General features: G+C 66.6%; 20 protein-coding genes. 4 read left to right on the plus strand and 16 right to left on the minus strand.

What is annotated here, in order from left to right; genetic code table 11:
- Positions 1 to 11: 11 nt before the first annotated feature.
- The 4 genes from A3AG_RS0112100 to A3AG_RS0112115 form a co-directional block, all read right to left on the minus strand.
- Positions 12 to 926: a hypothetical protein gene (locus A3AG_RS0112100; RefSeq protein WP_018005653.1), complete on the minus strand. Its 915-nt coding sequence runs from the start codon at positions 924 to 926 to the stop codon at positions 12 to 14.
- 658 nt (positions 927 to 1,584) lie between these two features.
- Complete coding sequence (locus tag A3AG_RS0112105; protein ID WP_018005654.1) at positions 1,585 to 2,706, minus strand: hypothetical protein; 1,122 nt, start codon at positions 2,704 to 2,706, stop codon at positions 1,585 to 1,587.
- A gap of 185 nt (positions 2,707 to 2,891) precedes the next feature.
- The gene (locus A3AG_RS0112110; protein ID WP_026164137.1) at positions 2,892 to 4,601 is read right to left on the minus strand and encodes a hypothetical protein; all 1,710 of its coding nucleotides are present in this window, start codon (positions 4,599 to 4,601) and stop codon (positions 2,892 to 2,894) included.
- 300 nt (positions 4,602 to 4,901) lie between these two features.
- Positions 4,902 to 5,723: a hypothetical protein gene (locus A3AG_RS0112115; protein ID WP_018005656.1), complete on the minus strand. Its 822-nt coding sequence runs from the start codon at positions 5,721 to 5,723 to the stop codon at positions 4,902 to 4,904.
- 659 nt (positions 5,724 to 6,382) lie between these two features.
- Here A3AG_RS0112115 and A3AG_RS0112120 point away from each other — a divergent pair.
- Positions 6,383 to 7,762: an undecaprenyl-phosphate glucose phosphotransferase gene (locus A3AG_RS0112120; protein ID WP_018005657.1), complete on the plus strand. Its 1,380-nt coding sequence runs from the start codon at positions 6,383 to 6,385 to the stop codon at positions 7,760 to 7,762.
- A 49-nt stretch (positions 7,763 to 7,811) separates the two neighbouring features.
- Entirely contained in the window at positions 7,812 to 8,924 is a 1,113-nt protein-coding gene (locus A3AG_RS0112125; protein WP_018005658.1) for a glycosyltransferase, read from the plus strand.
- 20 nt (positions 8,925 to 8,944) lie between these two features.
- Here A3AG_RS0112125 and A3AG_RS0112130 read toward each other — a convergent pair whose 3' ends face one another.
- Genes A3AG_RS0112130 through A3AG_RS0112160 form a run of 7 tightly spaced genes read right to left on the minus strand, consistent with a single transcriptional unit; the run spans position 8,945 to position 17,541 of the window.
- On the minus strand, positions 8,945 to 10,255 hold the full coding sequence (locus A3AG_RS0112130; protein ID WP_018005659.1) for a glycoside hydrolase family protein: 1,311 nt from the start codon (positions 10,253 to 10,255) through the stop codon (positions 8,945 to 8,947).
- Complete coding sequence (locus tag A3AG_RS0112135) at positions 10,242 to 11,444, minus strand: polysaccharide biosynthesis protein (RefSeq protein WP_018005660.1); 1,203 nt, start codon at positions 11,442 to 11,444, stop codon at positions 10,242 to 10,244. The genes A3AG_RS0112130 and A3AG_RS0112135 overlap by 14 nt, the downstream gene beginning before the upstream one ends.
- Complete coding sequence (locus A3AG_RS0112140) at positions 11,441 to 12,670, minus strand: polysaccharide pyruvyl transferase family protein (RefSeq protein ID WP_026164138.1); 1,230 nt, start codon at positions 12,668 to 12,670, stop codon at positions 11,441 to 11,443. The genes A3AG_RS0112135 and A3AG_RS0112140 overlap by 4 nt, the downstream gene beginning before the upstream one ends.
- Entirely contained in the window at positions 12,633 to 13,712 is a 1,080-nt protein-coding gene (locus A3AG_RS0112145; RefSeq protein ID WP_018005662.1) for a hypothetical protein, read from the minus strand. Before A3AG_RS0112145 ends, A3AG_RS0112140 begins: the two co-directional genes overlap by 38 nt.
- 3 nt (positions 13,713 to 13,715) lie before the next feature.
- The gene (locus A3AG_RS0112150) at positions 13,716 to 15,950 is read right to left on the minus strand and encodes a polysaccharide biosynthesis tyrosine autokinase (RefSeq protein WP_018005663.1); all 2,235 of its coding nucleotides are present in this window, start codon (positions 15,948 to 15,950) and stop codon (positions 13,716 to 13,718) included.
- A 17-nt stretch (positions 15,951 to 15,967) separates the two neighbouring features.
- The gene (locus tag A3AG_RS0112155) at positions 15,968 to 16,405 is read right to left on the minus strand and encodes a low molecular weight protein-tyrosine-phosphatase (protein ID WP_018005664.1); all 438 of its coding nucleotides are present in this window, start codon (positions 16,403 to 16,405) and stop codon (positions 15,968 to 15,970) included.
- Entirely contained in the window at positions 16,402 to 17,541 is a 1,140-nt protein-coding gene (locus A3AG_RS0112160) for a polysaccharide biosynthesis/export family protein (RefSeq protein WP_018005665.1), read from the minus strand. Before A3AG_RS0112160 ends, A3AG_RS0112155 begins: the two co-directional genes overlap by 4 nt.
- 493 nt (positions 17,542 to 18,034) lie before the next feature.
- On the opposite strand from A3AG_RS0112160, the gene galU reads away from it, so the two are divergent.
- Positions 18,035 to 18,931, plus strand: a complete 897-nt coding sequence (gene galU / locus A3AG_RS0112165; RefSeq protein ID WP_018005666.1) for a UTP--glucose-1-phosphate uridylyltransferase GalU — start codon at positions 18,035 to 18,037, stop codon at positions 18,929 to 18,931.
- A gap of 57 nt (positions 18,932 to 18,988) precedes the next feature.
- Positions 18,989 to 19,804: an undecaprenyl-diphosphate phosphatase gene (locus A3AG_RS0112170; RefSeq protein ID WP_018005667.1), complete on the plus strand. Its 816-nt coding sequence runs from the start codon at positions 18,989 to 18,991 to the stop codon at positions 19,802 to 19,804.
- A 36-nt stretch (positions 19,805 to 19,840) separates the two neighbouring features.
- On the opposite strand, the gene A3AG_RS0112175 is transcribed toward A3AG_RS0112170, so the two are convergent.
- From A3AG_RS0112175 to guaB, 5 genes are all read right to left on the minus strand, one after another.
- Entirely contained in the window at positions 19,841 to 20,260 is a 420-nt protein-coding gene (locus A3AG_RS0112175) for a type II toxin-antitoxin system VapC family toxin (protein WP_018005668.1), read from the minus strand.
- The gene (locus A3AG_RS0112180) at positions 20,257 to 20,511 is read right to left on the minus strand and encodes a FitA-like ribbon-helix-helix domain-containing protein (protein WP_018005669.1); all 255 of its coding nucleotides are present in this window, start codon (positions 20,509 to 20,511) and stop codon (positions 20,257 to 20,259) included. Before A3AG_RS0112180 ends, A3AG_RS0112175 begins: the two co-directional genes overlap by 4 nt.
- A gap of 174 nt (positions 20,512 to 20,685) precedes the next feature.
- Complete coding sequence (gene guaA / locus A3AG_RS0112185) at positions 20,686 to 22,305, minus strand: glutamine-hydrolyzing GMP synthase (RefSeq protein ID WP_018005670.1); 1,620 nt, start codon at positions 22,303 to 22,305, stop codon at positions 20,686 to 20,688.
- Complete coding sequence (locus A3AG_RS0112190; protein WP_018005671.1) at positions 22,280 to 22,891, minus strand: hypothetical protein; 612 nt, start codon at positions 22,889 to 22,891, stop codon at positions 22,280 to 22,282. The genes guaA and A3AG_RS0112190 overlap by 26 nt, the downstream gene beginning before the upstream one ends.
- A gap of 179 nt (positions 22,892 to 23,070) precedes the next feature.
- The gene (gene guaB / locus A3AG_RS0112195) at positions 23,071 to 24,534 is read right to left on the minus strand and encodes an IMP dehydrogenase (RefSeq protein ID WP_018005672.1); all 1,464 of its coding nucleotides are present in this window, start codon (positions 24,532 to 24,534) and stop codon (positions 23,071 to 23,073) included.
- Between the last annotated feature and the right edge of the window lie 21 nt (positions 24,535 to 24,555).

A 24,555-nucleotide genomic window follows, 5' to 3' on the forward strand; every position in this document is an offset into this window, starting at 1 on the left:
GCGGCGCGGCGCTACGCGTAGGTTTCGCAATTCCCCATGGCGGCTTCGCCCCAGGCCAGGCCCGGGCGCATGCGCGGCGCGATCTCGCGCTCGGCCACCGCCACCGGCGCCACGGCGTAACGCTCCGGCTGGGGCTGTGGCTGTGCCGCCGGCACGTGCGCAGCCAGGTCGAGGCAATGCCTGAAGTCGCTCGCCGCCAGGCGCGCGCCGATGAACTTTCCAAACGCGTCGAGCTGGACCTGCGAGGTCATGCCGGCGCTGCCGCCGATCGCCGGGCAGATGATCCACGTCGTATCGCCCCGGGTGAACAGGTGCAGGCGCCGGGCCTGGTCCGCCGGCCGCAGCGCGTGCTCTTCGCCGGCGACGCCGTCCAGCGAAAAGGCCTCGATATATTCGTCGGTGTGGCGGTGGCTCAGGCAGATGACTACCTTCGGTCGCCAGCGCTCGCACGTCCGGGCGATAAAGCGGAAGCGTTCGCCGTCGCGGCACAATGCCACATAGCGTTTCTGCGGAATCAGTTCCGGCTGGCCCCGGAACGCCTTCGACCAGGTGGTTCTGCCGTCGACATGCGCGGGCAGCGGAAACAGGCTCAGCCTGAATTCCGCGCCGACCGGCGAGTACAGATGGCCCCAGTAGTAATGTTCCCAGTCGTGGTCGCCGAGCCGCACCCCAAGCGCCTCGGCCCGCGCGGCCGCCATGATGCGCGCCACGCACTGGTGGCCGAACCACTTGGCCATGTCTTGTCGATGCTGCTGGCGGAACACGGCATCCCATGCCGGTGGTGCCAGGTGTGGATGAAGCGGTGCGACGATGGGCTCCGACCACGCCGGGCTGCGGTCGCAAATCCAGACCGCGGCCCTGGGATTGCCTCCCTCCATGCCGACATAGGAGGCAAAATAGCGGTCCAGTTCCTGGCGCGTGAACATCCGTGAATGCTGCATTTTATCCCTTGCTGCTTAGTGGGACCCCCAATATTTAATGCCGCAGCATGCCGCCGCCACAACGGGCGGACGTACTGCCGTGGTCATATGCAAATTCTTTTTTATGCAGGACAGGATATTGACGGCGCGGCAATGCCGCTCCCCCGAGCGGCATGCTGCCATCGATTTTTATAATGCCCTGAACTGCTGGTTTGAATGATGGGAACAGGCGCGCCGCGGCACGCGGCGCCTGCCAGGCGAAGCGGTCTTGGGATTATCGAAAGCCATGACCGGCTTCGATAAGACGCTGGACGCCCGGACTTAATTAAACGGCTCGGCGTTATTCATTATTTTACTTCCCCCCAGAAACACAAAGAATTACCGATATATCGGACCTGACAAGGCGGGTGGCACGATAATCAAGCACGCTGCCCACCAAATGCACCACGCCGGTGCCGGCCCGACTGATATAGAGCTCTATAGCCCTTTCTTGATTGAGTTGATTTTATCCAAAGCCTTCGGATATAGGAATTTCAATCTTCTAAGGTCTGAAATAAGCAATCTGCTGCGCCGCAATATATTTTGGGCGCGATTTTCCATCCCCTCGCCCGAGGGGATGGAAAACAGCTGACGGGATTACGGCAACCGGGCTGGTGCCGGGGGCTCAGAATCCGGAAAAGCGGATGCCGATCGAGCCGTAGCCGTAGTAGCGGTCGAGCTTGCCGGCGGTGGTCGCGTTGTAGAGGAACGGGATGGTGCCGACGAAGTTGTACAGCGAGGCCTGGCCGCGCAGGAACACCTCGACGTTCTTCGCCACTCCGTACGACAGCTCCAGTCCCAGCGTATGGTTGGACTTGATCGGCGCGTTGCCGTAGGTCTCGGCGCGGCTGTCGACATTGCTGCGCAGCAGGTACTGGAACTGGTAGCCCAGGCGCGCGGCGAAGCGCTCGTATTTCCAGCGCCACGACGCGCCCAGGTTCAGGTAGCCGGCGGTGTAGTTGAAATCGTCGTTGAAATCCAGCCCGAACTGGCTGGCGTTGACCGAAAACGAGGCCGACTGCAACGTGACATTGCCGACGTTGCACGGCGCCGCCAGCTGGCCGTTGGCGAGGTTGTCGGAGCCGATGCCCACATTGAACTGGCAGTTGCCGCGCTGCAGCCGGGTATTGAGGCTGCCGACCGTGACGCGGCTGATGCCGAGCCCGACAAAGCCGGTGAGCTGGTTGCGCTCGCTCAGCTCGCCGGAGAAGATCACGTCGGCCTGGGCCTGGACATCATTGGCGTTGTTCACGGTGAGGCTGTTGAACGTGGTATTGCGGACCATCACCGGCGACGAGCGCTGCAGGCTGCCGGCGTGGTCGCCCCACAGCGAGAAACGCAGCATGATGCGATCGCGCGCGCCGGCCTCGGCGAGCGGGTCGTAGTGCATCGCCAGCATCCAGGTATCGATGTGGTTGCGGTCCTGCCCGTAGTCGATGCCGCGGCGCCAGTAGGTGGCCGACCCCGACCAGTGCGGCGAGAACTTGTAGCCCAGCATCAGCTTGCCGCCGCGATAGTCGCCCGCGTTGTCCGACACCGCCCCCTGGCGCCCGCGCAGGTTAAATACATCGACGCTGCGGTTGACCATGTCGTAGCTGGCCTCCACCCGCACCGAGCTGAACTCGCCGGTGGCGGGCTCGGCTTGCATGAACACATCGTCCGGGGCGGCACTGGCGGTACCGACGGCACCCAGCCCCAGCATCAGGGCGCAGGCCTGGTCGAGCCGGCGCTTTCGAAGCAGCTGCATAGGAAACTCCGAGGCCACTGGGCGAGCCTCATGCGCGGCGCGCTTCCGCGGAAGCGGCCGGCGCAGACAACATGACCCGGTCATCGTCGGCGCGACGCATGCCACGCGCACCACGCGTTCGCATGACCGGGAGCCTGGCCTTCCCCGTGCGGGCGGAAGGCCTTTGCTTCGGCGCTACGCGCCGGTCACGGGTTGAGCGTGACCGTGGTCTTGAGGCCGTCGCCGACCACCATCTCGGCGTCGGTCTTGACCAGCGCCGTCTTGGCGAAGGCAACGTCGTTGCCGACCAGCATGCCCACGCGCACGTCCCGGCCGGGGCGGCCGGTGGTGGTGGCGAAGGTCACCGGGAAGGTGCTGGTCGCCTTCGGCGTGAGCGCGTCGACCTGCGCCTGGCTGAGCGCGCCGGAGGAGCGCAGCTTGCCGAGGAAGGTGGTGAACGGCAGGTTGAGCGAGCCGCCGTTGGCGCTGGAGAACAGGCTGTCGGCGGCGGCGTTGGTCAGGCTTGCAGCGACCGACAGGTTGCCGCTGACACGGAACGAATACGCGGTGTTGGCCGGCACCACCGCATTGACCAGCTGCGTGCCGTTGAAGGTCAGCGTGACGTTCTCGATGATGACATCGACCTGGTTGCCGTTATAGGTGTAGCTCAGCCCCGCGCGCACCTGCGTCGGCCCGCCGTTGAAGGCATCGCCATTCTGCGCGACGCCGACCTGGATCGCATCGAGCGCGCCGCCGGTGGCGGTGATGTTGTCGGTGATCGGCTGCGTCACACCGTTGATGGTCAGGTTGGACAGCACCAGCGAGTTTTTCAGCCGGACCGCATCGGCCACGCTGTTGATGGCGCCGGCGTCAACCACGCCGCCGAGGTTCGCGGCAACCTGCTGGATCTGGGCGGCACTGCCGCTCGATACCGCGTCGCCGAGTTGCGCCAGCCCCGCCGCGTTCGCCGCATTGGCCAGTGCGCCAGCCGTGACCGCCTGCACCAGCGCCGTGGTCGTGGTGGTTTGGGCGCTCTGCGTGACGATGTTGATCGACCCGCCTTCGATCAGGGCCGACAGCGTTTCGGCCGGGCTGCTGCTGACGTCGATGGCTTCCAGCGCGGTGCTGACGCTATCCACTTCGCTGGCGATCACCGGTGCGGCCAGTGCCGCCACGTTGGTGGCCACGGCGCCGATATTCGCCTGCAGGGTGGCGGGCAGCCCCGCTTGCGCGTTCTGCACGGCGCTGGAGACGACGCCCGCCACCAGCGCGCCGCTGGTCAGATCCGCCGTGCCCGGTGCGCTCGCCACCGCGGTGGCAACCGCCTTCGACGCCGCCGCGGCCGAATCCGCCGGCGTCAGCGTGCCGCCCGCGCCCAGGCCGGTCAGCGTCTTGGAGACGTGGTCGACCAGTTGCTGCACCACCACCGCCGCGCGCAGCGCGTCCGCATCCTGCATCGGGTCAAGCGTGGCCAGATCCTTGCCTGCCAGGCCCAGTCCCGTCGCCAGCGGCCCGATCTGGCCCGTGCCCAACTGCACCGCCAGCGTGGTCAGCGGCGAGACCACCTGGGTCACGCCCTCGCGGTAATCGATCGCCGGGGCCTGCAGCACGCCGGCGAACGGCAGGTTGGTGCCGACATCGGTGCCGCCGGTCAGCTTCAGCGCGCTCTTGGTGCAGCCTGCCGGGAACGTGAAATCGCCGGTGGCATTGGTGACGGCGGTCTTGTTCTCGCAGTCGAGGAAGGTGACGGTCGAGCCCGACAGGTAGAAGTCCACCGCCTTGCCGCTCACCGTGGCAGAGGGCTGGGACGGCTGGGAAGGCGCTGGCGAATCGTCACCGCCGCCGCAAGCCACGAGCGTTGCCGCCGCGCCTGCCATGATGCCAAGCATGAAAATGTTCCGGGTTTTAGTTTGCACGCTGCTCTCCTGAGATCAATACATCGCTACGACGAAACATGGTTGGGAAGTCTGCGACGGTGAACCTGCCTTTGCACGGTCTCCATCCCCCTGTGCTGCCTCTGCTGCCTCTGCTGCTTCTGCTGCTACGCGCGACGCCGCCGGCGGATGCCGCGGCAGCAACTGGCAGATCGCGGCAGCACGCAGATAAACGCATCCACCATTCCGTGTCATCCCTACATGGCGGGGGAAACTCGAAGCGTCGGCGCGGCGGATGCCGGCGCCCGGCCGAGGCCGTCCACGACGCAAGCTGGCGCGGGTTCATGGCTGGCTCACCGGCTCCCGCGCCACGTCCATGACGTGTCCGGAGAAATCGTCCGGGCGCAGCCAGCGCGACAGGTACTGCCCCATCGCGTCGAGCAGCACATCGGACATCATTCCGCCGGCCCCGGCCAGCGGCGGACAGATCAGCCACGTGGTGCCGTCACGCTCCAGCACGCGCAGGGTCTTGGGCTGGTCGGCGGGTTGCAGCACATGGTCGGTGGCGTGCGCCTGCGCCAGGCCGAAGGCCTGCGCGAAGTCGTCGGCATGCCGCTCGCCCAGGCATATCACCACCTTCGGCTTCCACAGCCGGCGAATCCCGTCGATGAAGGCAAAGCGGCGGCCTGCGCGGCACAGGTCGAGATAGCGCTGCCGCGGGAACAGCTCCGGCTGGCCGCGAAACGCCTTCGACCACGGGATCTCGTCGGTCAGGCGCGCCGGCAGCGGAAACAGGCTGAGCTTGAACTCGGCGCCCTGCGGGCCGTACAGGTGATGGTCGAAGTAATGCTTCCAGTCCTGCTCGCCCATGGTGGTCTTGAACACCCTTGCGCGTGCCGCCGCCATGATGCGCGCGATCCTCTGGTGCGATTGCCAGCGCTCCATGTGGTGCCGGTACTTGTGGCGGTAGTCCGCATCCCAGGCGGTGGGCCGCGCATGCGGCACCAGCGGGCCCGATAGCGGCGCCACGCCGGGATGCGGAGCGCTGTCGCAGAACCAGACCGCAGCGCCTGGATTGCCGCCTTCCATCCCTACGTACGACGCGAAATACGAATCCAGCTGTTCGCGCGTGAAGACCGTCAGTGGCTCTGTGTTCGTTCTCATTCCTCTACCGCGTGGAGTGAAGGATGCCCGGACGCTGCACCGCATCCGCCGTGCCGGTGCCCCGCACCGGGCCGGCGGTTCCGGACCTGCTCGTCATCGCTTTTTATTCTCACCCCCGCAGCGAGGGGTGCGCTGCCCTGTCGTTTCCCTCCTTGCGCGGGGTAACGCGGAAGCGCGATTGGCGGCATTTTCGCGCGCGAAAAAACGCGCCAAAGTCGACCACGTCCCCAACCAATCGCGCTCCAGGCACCCGCGCAAGACCGCTCCACACGCGTCCGGAGTTTCCCTTCCGATGCAGGGTACCGACGCTTTTGGCCGCATCGCACTATTCGCTCCTGAAAACACGAAGCACGCCGGCGCCTTCAGCGCACCGGCAGAAAGAGAGCGTTGCAGTTCCATGGACGGCCCTCACCGATGCGGCCCGTGGCAGGTCATGCGCTGACCGCCGCCACACCATGGAACCGCTGCCGCAAGGCAGCCCCGCACGACTCTGCTTGATCACGCCATGAACATGCACGGGCAGATGCATGCCATGCGACGAGCCTGGCCGCCACTTCGCGCGGACCGGGAGTTCGGAGGAGACAACAAGGGCGTGGGCACTCGCTTGAGCGCCCATTACTCAACGCTTCTGGGAGAAGCAATTGGGTATCTATCGCGATATGTTTGCCAGGCACCACGATCAGCTCGCGCTGATGGCTCGCCTGTTCGACGCCGGCGCCATCTGGGTGGCGGCAATCCTCGCCAGTGAAGCGCGGTTCGACACCGCGCAGGCGCCAATCCACCAGTTCATCCAGTACTTTGCCTGTGCCATTGCCTTCATCGTTCTGCCAGGCTTCGACGTGTACACGTCGTGGCGCGGGCGCAGCCTGTTCTCGCTCGCCGCGCGGCTGCTGTCCGCGTGGAGCCTGGTCTGGCTGGTGAGCCTGCTGCTCACCTACCTGCTGCACCAGACCGACTCGCTGTCGCGCCTGTGGATGGTCTACTGGTACCTGTTCGCGCTGGCAGGGCTGGTGGCGCTGCGCGTGGTCAGCCGCGCCGTGCTCAACCTGCTGCGCGTCGCCGGCGCCAACAACAAGCGCGTCGTCATCGTCGGCTTTGGCCGCACCGGCCAGGAGATGTACCGCCGCGCCACCGCCAGCCAGACCACGGGCTACAAGATCAGCGGCATCTATGCCGCCGCAGGCGAGCCCACGCCGGAAGGACGCCGCCGCATCAACGACAGCGCCGACATCGCCGCGTTCGCCCGCGAGCACGGCATTGCCGAGATCTGGCTGACGCTGCCGATGAGCGAGCACCGCCTGATGCAGGAGATCGCCTTCTCGCTGCGCAATGACTTCATCGACATCAAGTGGATGCCGAGCGTGCTCGACTTCGACCTGCTCAACCACAACGTCGGCAACTTCCTCGGCATGCCGGCGGTGGAGATGAACAAGCCGCCGTCGCTGGGCGTGCGCGGCACCATCAAGGCGATCTTCGACCGCACCTTCGCCGCGCTCGTGCTGCTGGCGCTGTCGCCGCTGTTCCTGCTGATCGCGGTACTGATCAAGCGCGACTCGCCCGGTCCGGTGTTCTTCAAGCAGGAACGTCTCGGCCTGGACGGACGCGTCATCCACGTCTACAAGTTCCGCAGCATGAAGGTGCATGCCGAGCACGGCGTGGTCACGCAGGCTACCAAGGGCGACAGCCGCGTCACGCCGATCGGCGCCTTCCTGCGCCGCACCAGCCTCGACGAGCTGCCGCAGTTCATCAACGTGCTGAAGGGCGAGATGAGCGTGGTCGGCCCGCGCCCGCATGCCATGGCGCACAACAACATGTACAAGGAGCAGCTCGACTTCTACATGCTGCGCCATCGCGTCAAGCCGGGCATCACCGGGTGGGCGCAGATCAACGGCTACCGCGGCGAGACCGACACCCTGGACAAGATGGCCAAGCGGGTCGAGCACGACATCTTCTACATCCGCAACTGGTCGTTCTGGCTCGACCTGCGCATCATTTTCTGGACCGCCTTCCGTGGCTGGATGGGCAGCAACGCCTACTGAGCCACGCCAGCCCATCCGCTTCCCCGTGACGCCATCGAATCGCAAGCCAATGATCAAAGTCCTGCATGTCACCGAGTGCCTGGGCGGTGTCGAGACCTACCTGCACCTGCTGGCCTCCCATATCAACGACGAGCACATCAGCTTCCACTTCGCCCTGCCGAAGCAATGCTCGGTCTCGGCGGTTGCCGATGCGCGCAATTTCGGCGTCAGCTACCTGCCGATACCGCGCAAGCTCGATCCGCTCAACGACCTGAAGGCGGCGCTCAGCCTGCGCGCGCTGGTCAAGCGCGTGGCGCCGCAGATCGTCCACCTGCACAGCTCCAAGGCCGGCCTGGTGGGCCGGCTGGCCTGCATCGGCCTGGACGTGCGCGTGGTCTACACCCCGCATGCCTACTATTACCTGGGCCTGCGCGGCATCAAGCGGCGCGTGTTCCTGATGGCGGAGCGCTTCCTGCATCGGCTGACCGATGCGGTGCTGGCGACCTCGCCTTCGGAGCGCGACCGCGCCATCCATGAGGTGGGCCTGCCGCGCGAGCGCGCCCATGCCATCCTGAACGCCGTCGAGCCCCGCTCCGTGCCGGTGGAAAGGCAACTGGCCGCCGGCGTCAAGCGCGTGATCATGGTGGCGCGGATCAGCCCGCAGAAGAACATCCCCATGTTCCTGGACGTGGCCAGGCTGTTCCAGGGCCGTCCCGATGTCGAGTTCATGCTGGTGGGCTACGGCCACTACGAGAACGACCGCGCCACGCTCGATGCCATGCTGCAGGAGCGCGGTCTGGTCGAGGGCAAGGACATCACCGCGATCGCGTGGATGGGCCGCTCCGAGCTGCTGGAACTGCTGGCGCATGCCGCCGTGGTGGTGCTGACCTCGCACTACGAGAGCTTCGGCTATGTGCTGGCGGAAGCCAATGCGCTGGCGATCCCGGTGGTCGGCACCGATGTCGACGGCATCAAGGACATCATCGTCGATGGCAGCAACGGCTTTATCGTGCCGGTGGACGACGCCGCCTCCATGGCCAGTTCGATCGAAGCCATCGTCGGCGATGCCACGCTGTGGCAAACCATGTCAGAGCACGCCGCGACACGCGCCAAGTCCGAGTTCAATATCGTGACCCAGGCGAGGAAGTTCGAGTCCTTCTACTCGCGCGCCCTGCTCGCCTAGCACGGCCGTTGCCGCGCTGGTCAGGGCGGCGCATTGCCGCCGGGCCAGCTCGCCAGCAGCATCTGCGCGTCGGCAAGCGCGTTGGCGTCCTGCAGCAGCGCCGCGCAGGGGCGCGCGCCTGCGGGGGTGCCCAACGCGCGCACCTTGCAGCCCTCCGGCGCCGCCTGCGCCAGCGCCTCGCGCAACAGCGCCCGGCCCTGCGGCCCCCAATAGATGCGATGGACCGCGCCGTCCTTGCGCAGCGACAGCACGAAGCTGTCCTCGCGCTGGCGCCATTGCGCGTCCTGCGCCCCCGACAACAGGCCCAGCAGGTCGCGCAGCATGGCGATGACCGGCTTCTCCGAGCCATCGTTACGCAGCAGGCCGAAGTTCGCCTCGCGGTCCCATCTCGCCTGGCCGCGGTCGCGCCACGCGTAGATGCCGAGCATGGGTGCTTGCGCCATGACGCCGGCGAGCACCTGCCGCGCGACCAGCGTCGCCTGCGTGGCTTCGCTGCGCACCGGCAGGTACGAGGCGTAGCCCCATTCGCTGACGATCAGTTGCGCGCCGGGGCGCGGCGAATTGCGGATGCGGGCGCCCAGTTGCCGATAGTCGCGCAGCAGCGTCTCGGGCGTGGCGCGGTACGGATGGATGCTGAGCCCCTTGATGCAGCCCAGGCGCGGATCGGTCAGCAGGCGCGACAAGGACTGTTCCGCCACGGGATTTGCCGGCCCGGGCAAGCGCGCCAGGCCGAACAGGTAAACCGACGGCGGCGGCGCCGTGCCGGCCTGTGCCAGCGCGTCGCAGATCTTGCCGGCGGTCGAGAGCAGCCGCGAAATGGGTACCGACGGATGCAGGAAGGTCTTGTTGTCGGGCTCGTTCCAGATCTCGTACGACAGGTCCGGCCCCGCATTGCGCTGCATGAACTGGCTGGCGAACGCGGCGAAACTGGCCTCGCTGGCATCGCTGCCACCGTCCCCGCCCTCGTCGCCCCAGATATACCGACCGCCATACAGCGTGACCAGCATCTGCAGGCCGGCCTGGCGGGCCTGCGCAATGACCTGCGCGTAGCGCTGCGGCGCCAGGTGTCCGCGCACCACCTCGGGCCGCACGCCGAAACGCACGTGCGAGAAACCGAGGCGCCGGATCTCGGCGAAGTCGCGGGCCGACACCGTGGCCGGATCGATCTGCACGGCAAAGGCCGGCATCGACGCAATCCGGCCCGAGGCCTGTCCGTTCTCGGCATGCGCCTGCCGGACGGGCCACCAGCCGGAGACCGCGATCAGCGCCGCCAGCGCCAGCGCACGCGTCTGCGCCCCGCGGCGCGGCGCTGCGGCGCTACGCGGCGACATGCCTGCGCAGTACGCCCATGGCGAGCGCACCGGTCTGGAACAGCGCGATGACAAGGAACGACACCAGCATAATCTGCGCCGCCACGAGGTAGTCGAGCTGCGGATAACGCCATGTCCCCAGCGCGATGCCCGCCAGCAGGCCGATGCCCGCGGCCAGGAAGATCGCGCGCGCCATGCCGAACGACTTCAGCAAGGTGCGCAGGCACATCACCACCGCGAACACGATCGGAAACAGCGAAAAGAAGCGCACGTCGAGATCTCCGTAGGCCGCGCCGAACAGCATGACGACGAGCTGGTCGCCAAACCACAGCAGCAGCACGCTCAGCACGCCGGACAGCACCACGCCGCCCAGCACGAAGCCGGCTGCGTTCCTGGCCAGCGTCAGGGTGTCGTCCTGCCGGAACGACGCCGCGAACCTTGGCATCAGGTGGTAGCCCAGCGCCATCAGGACATACTGGGCCGGCAGCAGCACCGTCAGCAGGATGCGGAACTTGGCCGAGTCGGCGAAGTGCCCGAGCGAGCCGAGCAGCACCACCAGTCCCGGCCCGACCAGCCAGCTCATCAGCTGCGCGCTGGCCGAGCTGGCCCCGAACCCCAGCCACTGGCGCGGCGACTCGGGCCGGCCCGGGATGAGTTCGAGGCGCCCGCGGCGGCGCAGCGTGACCGCGGCGACCAGGGTCGGCAGCAGGATCACGGCCGCGAGCAGCAGCATCGCCGCAGGCGCGGGCTGCGTGCCGGAGGCCAGGCCGATCACGGCCACGCCGCCGCCGATCAGCGTGTGGCAGACCAGCAGCCCGGCATAGCCCCGCGTCTTCGCGCCCACGGTCCGGAGCACCCAGTAGGCGGTGTAGCTGGCAAACAGCACCGCGGCGGCGGCACAGGCCGAGGTGCTCAGCCCATGCCCGTACAGGTAGAGGATGGACCCGGCCGCGACCGGAAACACCGTCAGCACCGCGACCTCGGCCGAGAAGCGCACGCGCAGCTTGATCCCCTCGATCAGCGCCGGCTCGTGCAGGAACGCGACATAGAAGATGTTGATGAACACCACCAGCGACAGCACCACCGCCACCAGCCCATAGCCCGCCACATCCATGGAGCGGGCCAGCGCCACGTTGATGCCGAACTGCACCGCCGTATACGCGGCCTGCTCGCACACCGCGCCCAGCGCCGGCAACATGCGGCGCATCATGGCGTCCCCTCGAGCGAAGGCGCCGCCCGCAGCGGCGCCTTCGCGGCCGGAACGGCCAGCCTCTGGTCGAACAGCAGCGCCAGCCCCTGCCTGATATCGCGGCCCAGCCGCGCCGAGCGCTTGAACTGCGCCGCGCCCAGCGAGCGCGCGTAGGCCAGCCTTTCGATCACGTCGTCGGCGCCGGCGCTCTGCCGCACCGCGAAATCGCCGCGCCCGCTCAGCTTGAAGAACGACGCGACCTTGGTGTCCCAGACGATGCCGACGGAAGGCACGCCGAAGCTGAAGGCGATGATGTTGGCGTGCATGCGGTGCCCGACCATGCTGTGGCAGCCCGCGATGATCGATGCCAGCTCCGCCGGCGACTTCGGCAGCATGTAGTCCACGCCGTCCGCAACCGCCGCGCCCAGCCGGCTCCTGACCGTGGCCGCGGCGACATTGTCTTCCTCGGCGCCGTTGGTGAACAGCACCACGCGCTGCCCGTCCTGCCGCAGCCTGTGCACCAGCTCGACGAACATGCCCAGCCCCGCGCCCTGCTCCGATACGGCGACCAGGTCCGCGTTGTAGTGCAGCGATTCGACGTCCGAGACGCAGATCCCGACATCCCAGCGCTTCTCCAGCCCGTGCTCCGCATACAGCGCCGAACTCAGGATGGCCGGATCGGGAATGATGGCGACGTCGCAAGCCTCGCCCGCGCCAAGGCCGACGATATTGCGCCGCGACCCTTCATCCCGGACCGAGACGAACTGCGGCGCCGCCAGCGAGAAGAAGCGCGACACCAGGTAGCGCCCCAGGCGCGACCAGCCGGCCGCCACGCCCACCGACACCAGCGCGACCTTGGCGTCGTTGCCAAGGCAGCGGGCCAGCAGGTAGAGCTTGAGCGGGAAGTTCAGGTCCACGTCGCACAGCAGCTGGCCGCCGCCGACCACCACCAGGTCCGCATCGGCCAGTTGCTGCTGCCAGCGGGTGCGCCACTGGCGCCGGTATTTCAGCCAGATGGCGGTGGTCAGCACCGGCACCCGGGCCCAGCCGGGCAGCCGCGAGAACAGCCGCATCAGGCGGCCTTTCTTCAGCGAGTGTTCTCCCAGCCGGGTGCGCCCGGCGATGTCCAGGAAGCTGACACGGCAATCCGGCACGGCCTGGCGGATCAGGTGGCCCAGCGTTTCGGCGATCACCGCATCGCCGAGGTTGTCACTGTATGGCACCGCGCATATGACGACGTGCTTCATCTTGTTTGGCCGGCAAGGCTGTTAGCAAAGGGATGAGGAACAGGCTGACCGAGGTGAGATGGCGAACATAGCTGCCCAGGTCAGGCTCGAAGATAAACTGCACCAGGATATGCGCCACCACCAGCGTGGCGAACCAGCGCCGCTTGCGCTCGTCCTCGCTCGCCGCCGGCGCCCCGGACAGGCCGCGCAGCGCCACGCGCAGGATCGCCGCATGCATCAGCATCATGGCCAGGTCGACCGGCGCGCGGAAGCTGATCACCGGCAGCACGAACATGACCGCCGCGTACAGGTAGTTGACAATGAAATTCACACCGGACGTGGGCGGATACAGGTTCCAGATCATGGTGCGGTTGTCGCTGCCGATGCTCAGTGCATAGTTGTTCGAGATATCCCGCGGCGACTGCAGGATGTACAGGATCTCGGACGGCGCCACCAGGATCGCGCCCAGCACGCAGGCCAGCACGATCGCCTTCCATGCCGGCCGCAGCCGCGCCGACGCGCGGATGCCCAGCGCCAGCACCAGGATCATGGCGTAGTAGTTGCGGATGAAGAGCGCATAGCAGCCGTACAGCACCATGGTCATGACCACCAGCCCGCGCAACGACACGCCGCGCGACATCCCGCCCATGACCAGCGCGATCGACATCGCGATCACCACGGTCTCCTTGCCGGGCGACAGCAGGTTCAGCAGCATGCAGGGCAGCACGAACAGCCAGCGCGTGGCCAGGTCGCGCAGGCCCGCCAACCGGCTCGACGCCAGCGCAAGATAGGCGACGCCGACCGTGGCGGTGACCACATTCACATACTCCGCCCCGAACACCGAGAACACTTTGGCGGTGGCGGCGAACGAATCGTCAAGGTCGGTCGAGCCGCTGACCAGGAATTCCAGCATCTTGTTGGAATCGGTGACCCATTTTTCCGGCAGCGCGTCGCGGCCGAAAAAGTAGATCACCAGGTAGAGCAGGCTCAGCACCAGGCTCGCCACCGTGGCCAGCCCACGCTCGGCCAGCACCCAGTCGCGGTCCAGTCGCGCGGCTTGCATGGCTTACGCCTTCTCGCTCTGCGAGTAGCCGTAATAGGCATAGCGATAGCGCCCGTACTTGGAGCCATAGCCGTAGCGGAAGGCATTGGGGTCGAGGCCGTTGAAGATCACGCCCTTCACGCTCACGCTGACCTGCGCCAGCTGCTTGGCGCATTCCGAGATCTCGCCGATCGAACTCTTGCCGAAGCGCGTCACCAGGAACACCGTGCCGCAACGCTCGGCCAGGATCGCGGCATCGGCGACGGCCAGCACCGGCGGCGTGTCGACCATCAGCATGTCGTAGCGCGCGCTGAGCTCCTCCAGCAGCCTGACCATGCGTTCGTTCAGCATCAGCTCGGCGGGATTCGGCGGAATCGTCCCGGTGCCGATAAAGTCCAGTCCCGGCACCACGTCGCGGTGGATCACCTCGTCCAGCGCCAGCTTGCCGGCCAGCACGTCGGACAATCCCGGCTCGCGGTCCTTGCCGAAGTACTGGTTCAGGTAGCCCTTGCGCATATCGGCGTCGACCAGCAGCACGCGCTTGCCGCCCGAGGCCAGCAACGCGGCCAGGTTGACCGAGACGAAGGACTTGCCCACGCCGGCGGTGGCACCGGTCAGCAGCACGCGGTTGTTGGGCGCATCCAGCATGGCGAACTGCAGCGACGTGCGCAGGCTGCGCAGGCTTTCCACCGAGGGCTCGTTGGGGAAGCGGTCGGCCAGCAGGTAGTGGCCGCGCTTGCGCGCCTGGATGTCCTTGCTGATGGTGAGCTGGTGTTCGGACTGGGGCACCGTCGCATACACGTTGAGCCCGGTGTGTTCCTCGATGTCCTTGGGGTCGGTGATCCCGCCATACAGGGCATTGCGCACAAAAGCCACCACCGCCCCGGCCAGCACGCCGAGCACTGCCGCCAGCACGATCACCAGCGCCTTCTTCGGCTTGACCGGCTCCTCGGGCACCGGCGAGCTGTCGACCAGGCGCACGCTGCCGACCTTGCCGGCCTTGACCAGCTTGAGCTGCTGCATATTGTTCAGCATGCCGACATAGAGGTCGTTGTTGACCTGCACGTCGCGCATCAGCCGCACGGTGTCCTGCTCCAGGTTGGGCAGGGTCTTGACCCGGCCGGCGACCGCGCCCGCCTTGGCGGCCAGCGCGGCAATCTGCTTGTCGATCGCCTGCATCGACGGATGGCCGGGCGCAAAGCGCGTCACCAGCTCGGCGCGCTTCTGCTTGAGTTCCAGCAACGAAGTTTCGGCGGTCACGCTTTCCTGCAGGAAGGCCTTGCCTTCTTCGCTGAGGTTGAAGGTGCCGCGCTCGTTGCGCATGGCGTTGTACTTCACTTCCGCGCGCTCGAGCTCGCCCTTCAGCTGCGGCAGCAGGTTGTTGAGGAACAGCAGCGACTTTTCCGCTTCCGCGGCCTTGCGGTTGATGTTCTGGGCCACATACTCGTCGCCGATCTCGTTCAGGATCGCCGCCGTCAGCCCGGCGTCGTTGCCTTCCAGCGAGGCCCCGATCACGCCGCTCTGCTTGCCCTTCTCCGCGATGTTTAGCTGCTGCTGCAGCTGCTCCAGCGTCTTCAGCCGCGACTGGCGCACCAGGTTGAAGGCAATGCCGGGCTTGGCCTTCAGCGCCGTCACCAGCAGCCGGATCGCGCCGACCGCATGGCTGGTCTCGACCAGTTCGCCGACGCGGCCGACGATGGGCTGGTCCAGGCTGCTCTGCTCGAGCCGGTAGCGGCCATCGCCCAGGCTCACCAGCAGGAAGTTCTCGCCCTGCAGCATCTCGGGCACGTCGAAGGTCGGCACCTCGATCGATTCCGCGCCCCAGGCATAGCCGCCCATGCCGAACAGGCCGGGCTCGGACAGGCCCTTCGACTGGCTGGCGAGCCACGGGCCGACCAGCGGGAAATACCTGGGCTTGGCATCGATATAGAGCCGCAGGTTGTCGACCGCCTTGCCGACCACCATGCGCGAGCGCAGGATCTCGATTTCCGCGGTCGCCTGCGTCTTGACGTCGAACAGCGACGAGACATCGCCCAGCAGGCCATTGGGACTGTTCTGGCTGTCTTCGACCTGCACCAGGATGTTGGCCTCGTACACCGGACGCGCCAGGAACGCGTAGGCAACGCCGAGCGACAGGACGGCAAAGGCGATGGCCGCGATCAGCCAGCGGTTTGCCACCAGCACGTCCAGATAGCGGACGACGGCAATCTCGTCGGACTGGGCCGGCGCCGCGACGGGAACATAAGTGGACTGGTTCATGGCAGGACAGTATCGGTTTAACCCAAGGCCCGGATGCGCGGCACCCAGGACTCCACGCCGCGCTGGATCAGCTGCAGCGCGCTCTCGAATGCCGCACGGGGCTGGCGGTAGGGATCGGGCACATCGAACTTCTCCAGCTCGCCCAGCCGGAACACCCGTCCGGTGGTGGCGGGATGCAGGCGCTGGATCTCCTGCCGCTGCGCCCCGTCCATCACCAGGATCAGGTCCGCGCGCCGGATCAGCACGTGATTGAGCTGCTGCGCCCGGTGTCCGGAAATATCCACGCCGTTTCGGCTCATCAGGTCCACCGCATGCGGATCCGCCGCGTGCCCGGACAGCGCGCCAAGGCCGGCGGAAACCACCTCTCCGTCGGGCAGCGCCTGCCGGAGCAGCCCCTGTGCCATCGGGCTGCGGCAGATATTGCCGATGCAGACCACGAGTACGGTCTTGATCATTTGACTGCGTTCGCGGTGGAGGTGAAGAAGTTGCCGCTCGGCACCAGCTGGTTGATCACGCGGCTCCAGCGCACCACGCCCGCGGCATCGACATAGACCACGTCGCGCGGCTTCAGCTCGAAGGCCTCGGCCAGGGCAAAGGCGACCGGCGACTTGCCGTCGAGGTGGAACACCTCGGCCTCCCCGTCGGCGGCCTTGCGGATCACGTAGAGCTCCTTGGCGTTGGCCGAATTGGGGTTGAGGCCGCCGGCTTCACCGATCGCTTCGCTGAGCGTGAGCCGGCCGTTGCGCGGCATCACCGGCGTCGGCTTGACGACTTCGCCGGTGACGAAGACCTTGCTGTCCTCGCGCTGCTCCACGCGCACGATGTCGCCGTTGCGCAGCAGGATGCGCGCCGGGTCGATGCCTTGCTGCAGCAGCGCCGGCAGGCTGACGTAATAGATCTTGCCCTCGCGCGAGATGCGGATGCGGCTGTTGTCGCCGGTCAGCACGTTGATGCCGCCGGCGCGGTTGAGCGCCTCGACCAGCGTCATCGGCACGTCGTCGATATTCTGCGGGCCCGGCGTCTTCACTTCGCCGTCGAGGTAAACACGCTTGCTGCGAAACGCCAGCACGCGCACCGTGACCTGCGGCATCGTGACCACCGGCTTGAGCTGGGTGCTGAGCTGCCCGCGGATCTGGTCCGGGGTCTGGCCGAGCACCTTGAGCACGCCGGCATAGGGAAACTGGATGGTGCCCGCCGGACTGACCACATAGCCCGGAATGTTGGCCGCGCCGCTGTAGCTCGGGATCTCGTAGGCGGCGCCGATCGAGTAGGTCTGCGTGGGGAACACCAGCTCCGGGTGATCCCACACCACGATCGAGAGAATGTCGCCGACGCCTACGGTATAGGGCCCGGGCTCGCCGAACAGGGCTTCGACGCCAGCGTTCGCGGGCGGCGTCGCGGCCTTCAGCGTACGCACCAGCGCCGGCGTGATCTGCGTGACCTTGGGCACCGACTGCGGGTCCTCCGGATCCAGCGGGCGCTGCGGGTCGAAGCGCATGCCCGGCGCCAGCGCGCACGATGCCAGCAACGGAACGATCCCCAGGCACATGACGGCCCTGCCAAACCTCAAGCTGCTTGAAAGCTTTAGCACTCTCGATGATTCCCTTGTTTGCAAGAAGACCCGCATGGCCCGCCGCCACCCTGTCGTAACGCACAGTGGTGACCCCGCTGGTTCGGCATGGCACCGGTGGCGCCTGTCCGCTTGTCTGCACGGCTGCGGAACTGAACCTGGCGGTGTTGACTGGTTGTGCCCGGCGCGCTGGGCGCGCTCTTTTCCGCACTGCGTCATCGCCAAATGACGGGCGAAGTTTATGGCTCGCGGGACTACATCTTCAAGGCGCGGCCGGCGTTTTTGCCAAGTTTCCGATCCCCCCATCGGAGTGGAAACAAATTCCGTCCCAACGCGTGAGGGGTACCGCGGGTGGTGCGACGCAGCACAATCGCCGGTGGCACCCCGTGCCGACTTAAGGGTGTAGGCGATTGATTCCCTGTTGCGCCTACACCCTCTTTCTTTGCCGGCGGATGCAGCAGACATCGCCGCCATCGCACCGAGCGTTGCCGAACCTTTGAAGGGAACCACTCAAATGACAAGTCGCGTTAGCAAGGCCGTCTTCCCGGTCGCAGGCCTGGGCACCCGCTTCCTGCCGGCCACCAAGGCCAGCCCCAAGGAAATGCTGCCGGTGGTCGACAAGCCGCTGATCCAGTACGCCGTGGAAGAAGCCATCGCCGCCGGCATCACCGAGATGATCTTCGTCACCGGCCGATCCAAGCGCGCCATCGAGGACCACTTCGACAAGGCCTTCGAGCTGGAGGTGGAACTCGAAGCCAAGAACAAGCGCGCTTTGCTGGACGTGGTGCGCTCGATCAAGCCGGCCAACGTCGAATGCTTCTATGTACGCCAGTCCGAAGCCCTGGGCCTGGGCCACGCGGTGCTGTGCGCAGCCAAGCTGGTGGGCGACGCCCCGTTCGCGGTGATGCTGGCCGACGACCTGATCGACGGCAATCCGCCGGTGATGAAGCAGATGGTCGACGCGTACGACCACTACAACTGCTCGGTGCTGGGCGTCGAAGAGATCCTGCCGGAACAGAGCCGCTCCTACGGCGTGGTCGAGGGCCGCGAGTGGGCCGAGGGCGTGATCAAGGTCTCGGGCATCGTCGAAAAGCCCGCGCCGGAAGAAGCCCCGTCCAATCTCGGCGTGGTCGGCCGCTACATCCTGACGCCGCGCATCTTCGACCACCTGCGCGCACTGAAGCCCGGCGCCGGCGGCGAATTCCAGCTCACCGACGCGATCCAGTCGCTGCTGAGCCAGGAACAGGTGCTGGCCTATCGCTACCAGGGAACGCGCTATGACTGCGGCAGCAAGCTGGGCTATCTGAAGGCGACGGTCGAATACGCGCTCAAGCACCACGAAACCGGCGCGCAGTTCCGCCGCTACCTTGAGGAGCGCGAGCCCCAGCTGCTCCACAGCCTGGCGGCCTGACGGTCCCCCGGCTCCGCGCCCCTTCGAACCGCACCGCAACCACGAGGCAGCCGCCACATGATCGACTGGATCCACCTGGGCAAGGCATTCTTTCTCGGCCTGCTCGAGGGCCTAACGGAATTCCTGCCCATTTCTAGCACCGGGCACCTGATCCTGGTCGGCGACTGGATCGACTTCACCTCGCACGAGGCGCGCGTGTTCGACGTGGTGATCCAGCTGGGCGCGATCCTCGCCGTGTGCTGGCTGTACCGTGCCAAGATCACCGACCTGTGCGAGGGCGTGGTGCGGCGTGATCCCGACGCGTTGCGCTTCGCCACCGCGGTGCTGGTCGCCTTCCTGCCCGCCGCGATCATCGGCGCGCTACTCATCGGTCCCATCAAGCACCATTTGTTCGATCCGGCGGTGGTCGCCGCCGCCCTGATCGCGGGCGGCCTGGTCATCCTCTGGGTCGAGCGCCGCAGCGCCGTGCCGCGCATCCACGCCATCGAAGATTTCGGCTGGAAACAGGCGATCGGCATCGGCTTCGCCCAGTGCGTGGCGATGATCCCCGGCACGTCACGCTCGGGCGCCACCATCATCGGCGGCATGCTGGCAGGCGTATCGCGCCAGGCAGCGACCGAGTTCTCGTTCTTCCTGGCCATCCCCACCATGCTGGGCGCCGCCACCTACGACGCCATGCGGCACTACCACCTGCTCAGCCTGCAGGACATCTGGTCCATTGCCGCCGGCTTCACCGCCGCGTTCCTGTCCGCGCTGTTCGTCGTCAATGCGCTGGTGCGGCTGGTGGCGCGCCATTCGCTGCGGGTATTTGCGTGGTATCGGATCGGGCTGGGGGTGGTGATCGGGGTGGTGAGTCTGGGGTGGTCGGTTTGAGTGGTGGGCACTCGCGACGAATTGCTGCACCCTCTACTACCGGTGCTCCCAGGGGTTGATCACCGTGAGTCCGGCTGCCTCGAACGGGCTGGTATCACGTGTGGCTACGATAAAGCCCCTGGAGGCGGCAATGGCGCCAATATATCCATCAGGCGTCGGAAAACCCTTTCCCGCCGCCCGCGCCTTCACTGCGAGTTCGGCATAATGCCGCACCGCTTCGGTATCGAACATCAACAGGCGCGCGCCGAACAGCTCGATCAGGCCGTCCAAGGCTTCACCGAGGCCCTTCTTGCGCTTGCCGTCCGGCAGCGCGCCGATGCCGAAGAGCAATTCGGCAAGCGTCACGCTGGACAGATACAAAGTTTCCGCCACCTGCGCATTCAACCAGGCGCGTACGGCCGGGTCGGGTTCCGGTTTCATCGCCTCGGAGACGACGTTCGTATCCAGGACGATCATTTGAACTTCATCGGCTTTGCCGGCACCTTGTCACGTAACTGATCCAATTCAGCGAAATCCTCGTTCGTCAGCCCGGCACGGCGACCGACCTCCGCCAACGCATCGCCCATGCGGACGCGCTGGCCGGACTTCACCGCACGCTCAAGAATCTCGCGCACCTCAGCCTCCGTGCTGCGGCCATGCTCGGCGGCACGCAAGCGCAGGGCACGATGTACCTCGTCGGGCACATTTCGTATTGTCAGGATTGGCATAGTCACGATTCCAATTATGCATTCAATGACTGCAAATTTACTAAATTGACAGCATGTATACAAGGGCGCGGGCTCGCATCCGCACAGCGCTGCCGAAATTGAAAAAGGCCCGCGGTGACGCGGGCCTCGAGGCAGTCTTGTGCGCCTTGGCGCCGGACTAGGCCGTACGCGCAATCACTCCCACTCAATCGTCGCCGGCGGCTTCCCCGACACGTCATACACGACCCGGTTCAAACCCCGGACTTCGTTAATGATCCGGTTCGAGCAACGACCCAGCAACGCATACGGCAGGTGCGCCCAGTGCGCGGTCATGAAGTCGGTGGTCTGCACCGCGCGCAGCGCGACCACGTAGTCGTAGGTGCGGCCGTCGCCCATCACGCCGACGGACTTGACCGGCAGGAACACGGCGAAGGCCTGGCTGGTCAGGTCGTACCAGCTCTTGCCGACCTGATCGGGCTCGCACAGCCCGGCGGCGGCGTCGTGTTCGGTGGCGATGGTCTTGCGCAGTTCTTCGATGAAGATGGCATCGGCGCGGCGCAGCAGGTCGGCGTAGTCGCGCTTGACTTCGCCGAGGATGCGCACGCCCAGGCCCGGGCCCGGGAACGGGTGGCGGTAGACCATTTCGGGCGGCAGGCCCAGCTCCACGCCCAGCTCGCGCACTTCGTCCTTGAACAGGTCGCGCAGCGGCTCGAGCAGCTTCAGGCCCAGCGTCTCGGGCAGGCCGCCGACGTTGTGGTGGCTCTTGATGGTGGTGGCCTTCTTGGTCTTGGTGCCGCCCGATTCCACCACATCCGGGTAGATGGTGCCCTGCGCCAGCCACTTGGCGTTGGTCAGCTTGCGCGCCTCGGCCTGGAACACCTCGACGAACTCGCGGCCGATGATCTTGCGCTTCTGTTCGGGATCGGTGACGCCAGCCAGGTGGCCGAGGAACTGCTCGGAGGCGTCGACATGGACCACCTTGGCGTGCAGGCGGCCGACGAACATCTCCATCACCAGCTTGCCTTCGTCCTGGCGCAGCAGGCCGTGGTCGACGAACACGCAGGTCAGCTGGTCGCCGATGGCGCGATGGATCAGCGCCGCGGCCACCGACGAATCGACGCCGCCGGACAGGCCCAGGATGACTTCCTCATCGCCAACCTGCTCGCGGATCTTTGCGACCGCTTCCTCGATATGGTCGCGCATGACCCAGTCAGGCCTGCAGCCGGCGATCTGCAGCACGAAGCGCTCCAGCATCTGGCGGCCCTTGACCGTGTGCGTGACCTCGGGGTGGAACTGCACGGCGTAGTAGTGGCGCGTTTCGTCGGCCATGCCGGCGATCGGGCAGCTCGGCGTGGACGCCATCAGCTTGAAGCCGGGCGGCAGGCCGGTGACCTTGTCGCCATGGCTCATCCATACCTTTAGCATGCCGTGGCCTTCCGGCGTGCGGAAGTCCTCGATGTCCTTGAGCAGCTCGGTATGGCCATGGGCGCGCATCTCGGCGTAGCCGAACTCGCGATGGTCGCTCCACTCGACCTTGCCGCCCAGCTGCACCGCCATGGTCTGCATGCCGTAGCAGATGCCCAGCACCGGCACGCCGAGGTCCCACACCGCCTGCGGCGCGCGCAGCTGGTGGTCTTCATAGGTGCTGGCGTGGCTGCCGGACAGGATGATCGCCTTGGGGGCGAATTCGCGCACGAACGCGTCGCTGACGTCGTTCGGATGGATTTCGCAATAGACGTGCGCCTCGCGGACGCGGCGGGCGATCAGCTGCGTGACCTGCGAGCCGAAATCAAGAATGAGGATTTTGTCGTGCATGATGGGCCGATGGCGTGTCTTCCGGGATGGGCTCGGTCACGACTTCCGTGCCGGGGCCATAGCCCGGCGGCGGCGTGATGACCGGCTCGCGCCGGTATTCTGGGGTATTCATGGGGCGCGCCGCGGGGGCGACGCCGGGTTCCTTCCTGCTTTCCTGTTCCTGCAGCGCGCGTTCCATCTTCCGTTGCTGTTCGCGCACGCGCACGCGCTTGGCCGCCGGGATCTGCACCACGGCAAAGAACAGCAGCACCACCGCCATGGTCGGCAGCCAGATCTTGCCGGCGCCTTCCAGCGGCAGCTCCAGGAACACCATCCAGCCGATGATGAGCACCGCGCTGGCCAGGTTCACATAGCCTGCCGTGCGCGCCACCGGCACAGTCAGCTGGCCGTTGAAGGCGGCCTGCCACAGCAGCACCGACAGTCCCACCAGCGCCACGCCCAGCAGCTGCCCGAACAGCGCAGGCTGCGGCTGCGGCAACTGCAGCGCCGCGTACAGCGTGGTGAACGGGGACATCAGCAGCAGGATGCCCAGCAGCAGGTCCACCAGGGCATCGAAAAACAGCACGGCTCGCAGCAACACCTTCATTGGCGCTCCTCGTCTTGGCCCCGGCCGGTGGTGCGGCGGGCATCAGGACAACGCCTGCATGGCGCGCGGCCAGGTTCGGATGGCATGGCGGATCGGGCGCGGGCACGAGCTGGCGCGCGCCCGCCCGGATGCCGGCGGCCGCGCACCGCCTGCAGGGACGGTGCGCGGCCATGGGGGCATCAGTCGATATGGTAGTTCGGCGCTTCCTTGGTGATCTGCACGTCGTGCACGTGCGATTCACGCATGCCGGCCGCCGTGATCTGGACGAACTGGGCGCTCTCGTGCCAGTCGGCAATCGACTTGCTGCCGCAATAGCCCATCGAAGCCCGCACGCCGCCGGTCAGCTGGTGGATGATGGCCATCACCGAGCCCTTGTACGGCACGCGCCCTTCGATGCCTTCGGGCACCAGCTTGTCGACGTTGGCGGTGTTGTCTTCCTGGAAGTAGCGGTCGGCCGCGCCGTCCTTCATCGCGCCCACCGAACCCATGCCGCGGTAGCTCTTGAACGAGCGGCCCTGGAACAGGAAGGTCTCGCCCGGCGCTTCCTCGGTGCCCGAGAACATGCCGCCCATCATCACGGTGTGCGCGCCGGCCGCAAGTGCCTTGGCCACGTCGCCGGAGTAGCGCACGCCGCCGTCGGCGATCAGCGGCACGCCGGTGCCCTTGAGCGCTTCGGCCACGTTGGAGACGGCGGTGATCTGGGGCACGCCGACGCCGGCAACGATACGCGTGGTGCAGATCGAGCCGGGGCCGATGCCGACCTTGACGCCGTCGGCGCCATGCTCGACCAGCGCGCGCGCGGCGTCGCCGGTGGCGATGTTGCCGCCCACCACCTGCACCTGCGGGAAGTTTTGCTTGACCCAGCGCACGCGGTCCAGCACGCCCTGGCTGTGGCCGTGCGCCGTATCGACCACAATCACGTCGACGCCGGCCTTGACCAGCAGCTCGACGCGCTCGTCGTTGTCCGGGCCCACACCGACCGCGGCGCCGACGCGCAGCTGGCCGTGGTCGTCCTTGCTGGCGAGCGGGTTGTCCACCGCCTTCTGGATGTCCTTCACCGTGATCAGGCCGCGCAGCTCGAAGGCCTGGTTCACCACCAGCACGCGCTCGAGGCGGTGGCGGTTCATCAGCCGCTTGGCTTCTTCCAGCGGCGCGCCCTCGGCCACGGTCACCAGCTTGTCGCGCGGCGTCATCTTGGCGCGCACCGGGGCGTCGAGCTCTTCCTCGAAGCGCAGGTCGCGGTTGGTGATGATGCCGACCACGGCCTTGCCCTCGACCACCGGGAACCCGGAAATGCCGTGCTGCTGCGACAGCGCAATCACATCGCGGATCTTCATGTCCGGCGAAATGGTGATCGGATCACGCAGCACGCCCGACTCATACCGCTTGACGCGCGCGACTTCGCGGGCCTGGTCGGCGGGCTTCAGGTTCTTGTGGATGATGCCGATGCCGCCGGCCTGCGCCATGGAAATCGCCAGGCGCGCTTCCGTCACGGTGTCCATCGCCGCGGACACCAGCGGGATGTTCAGGTCGATGGAGCGGGTCAGGCGGGTGCGGAGGGAAACATCCCGGGGAAGGACGGCCGAATAGGCCGGGACGAGCAGCACGTCATCGAATGTGAGTGCTTTCTGGACAAGACGCATAGCAATTCCTCTAGGCGCAAA

This window comes from Cupriavidus neocaledonicus (assembly GCF_000372525.1).
GTDB lineage: Bacteria > Pseudomonadota > Gammaproteobacteria > Burkholderiales > Burkholderiaceae > Cupriavidus > Cupriavidus neocaledonicus.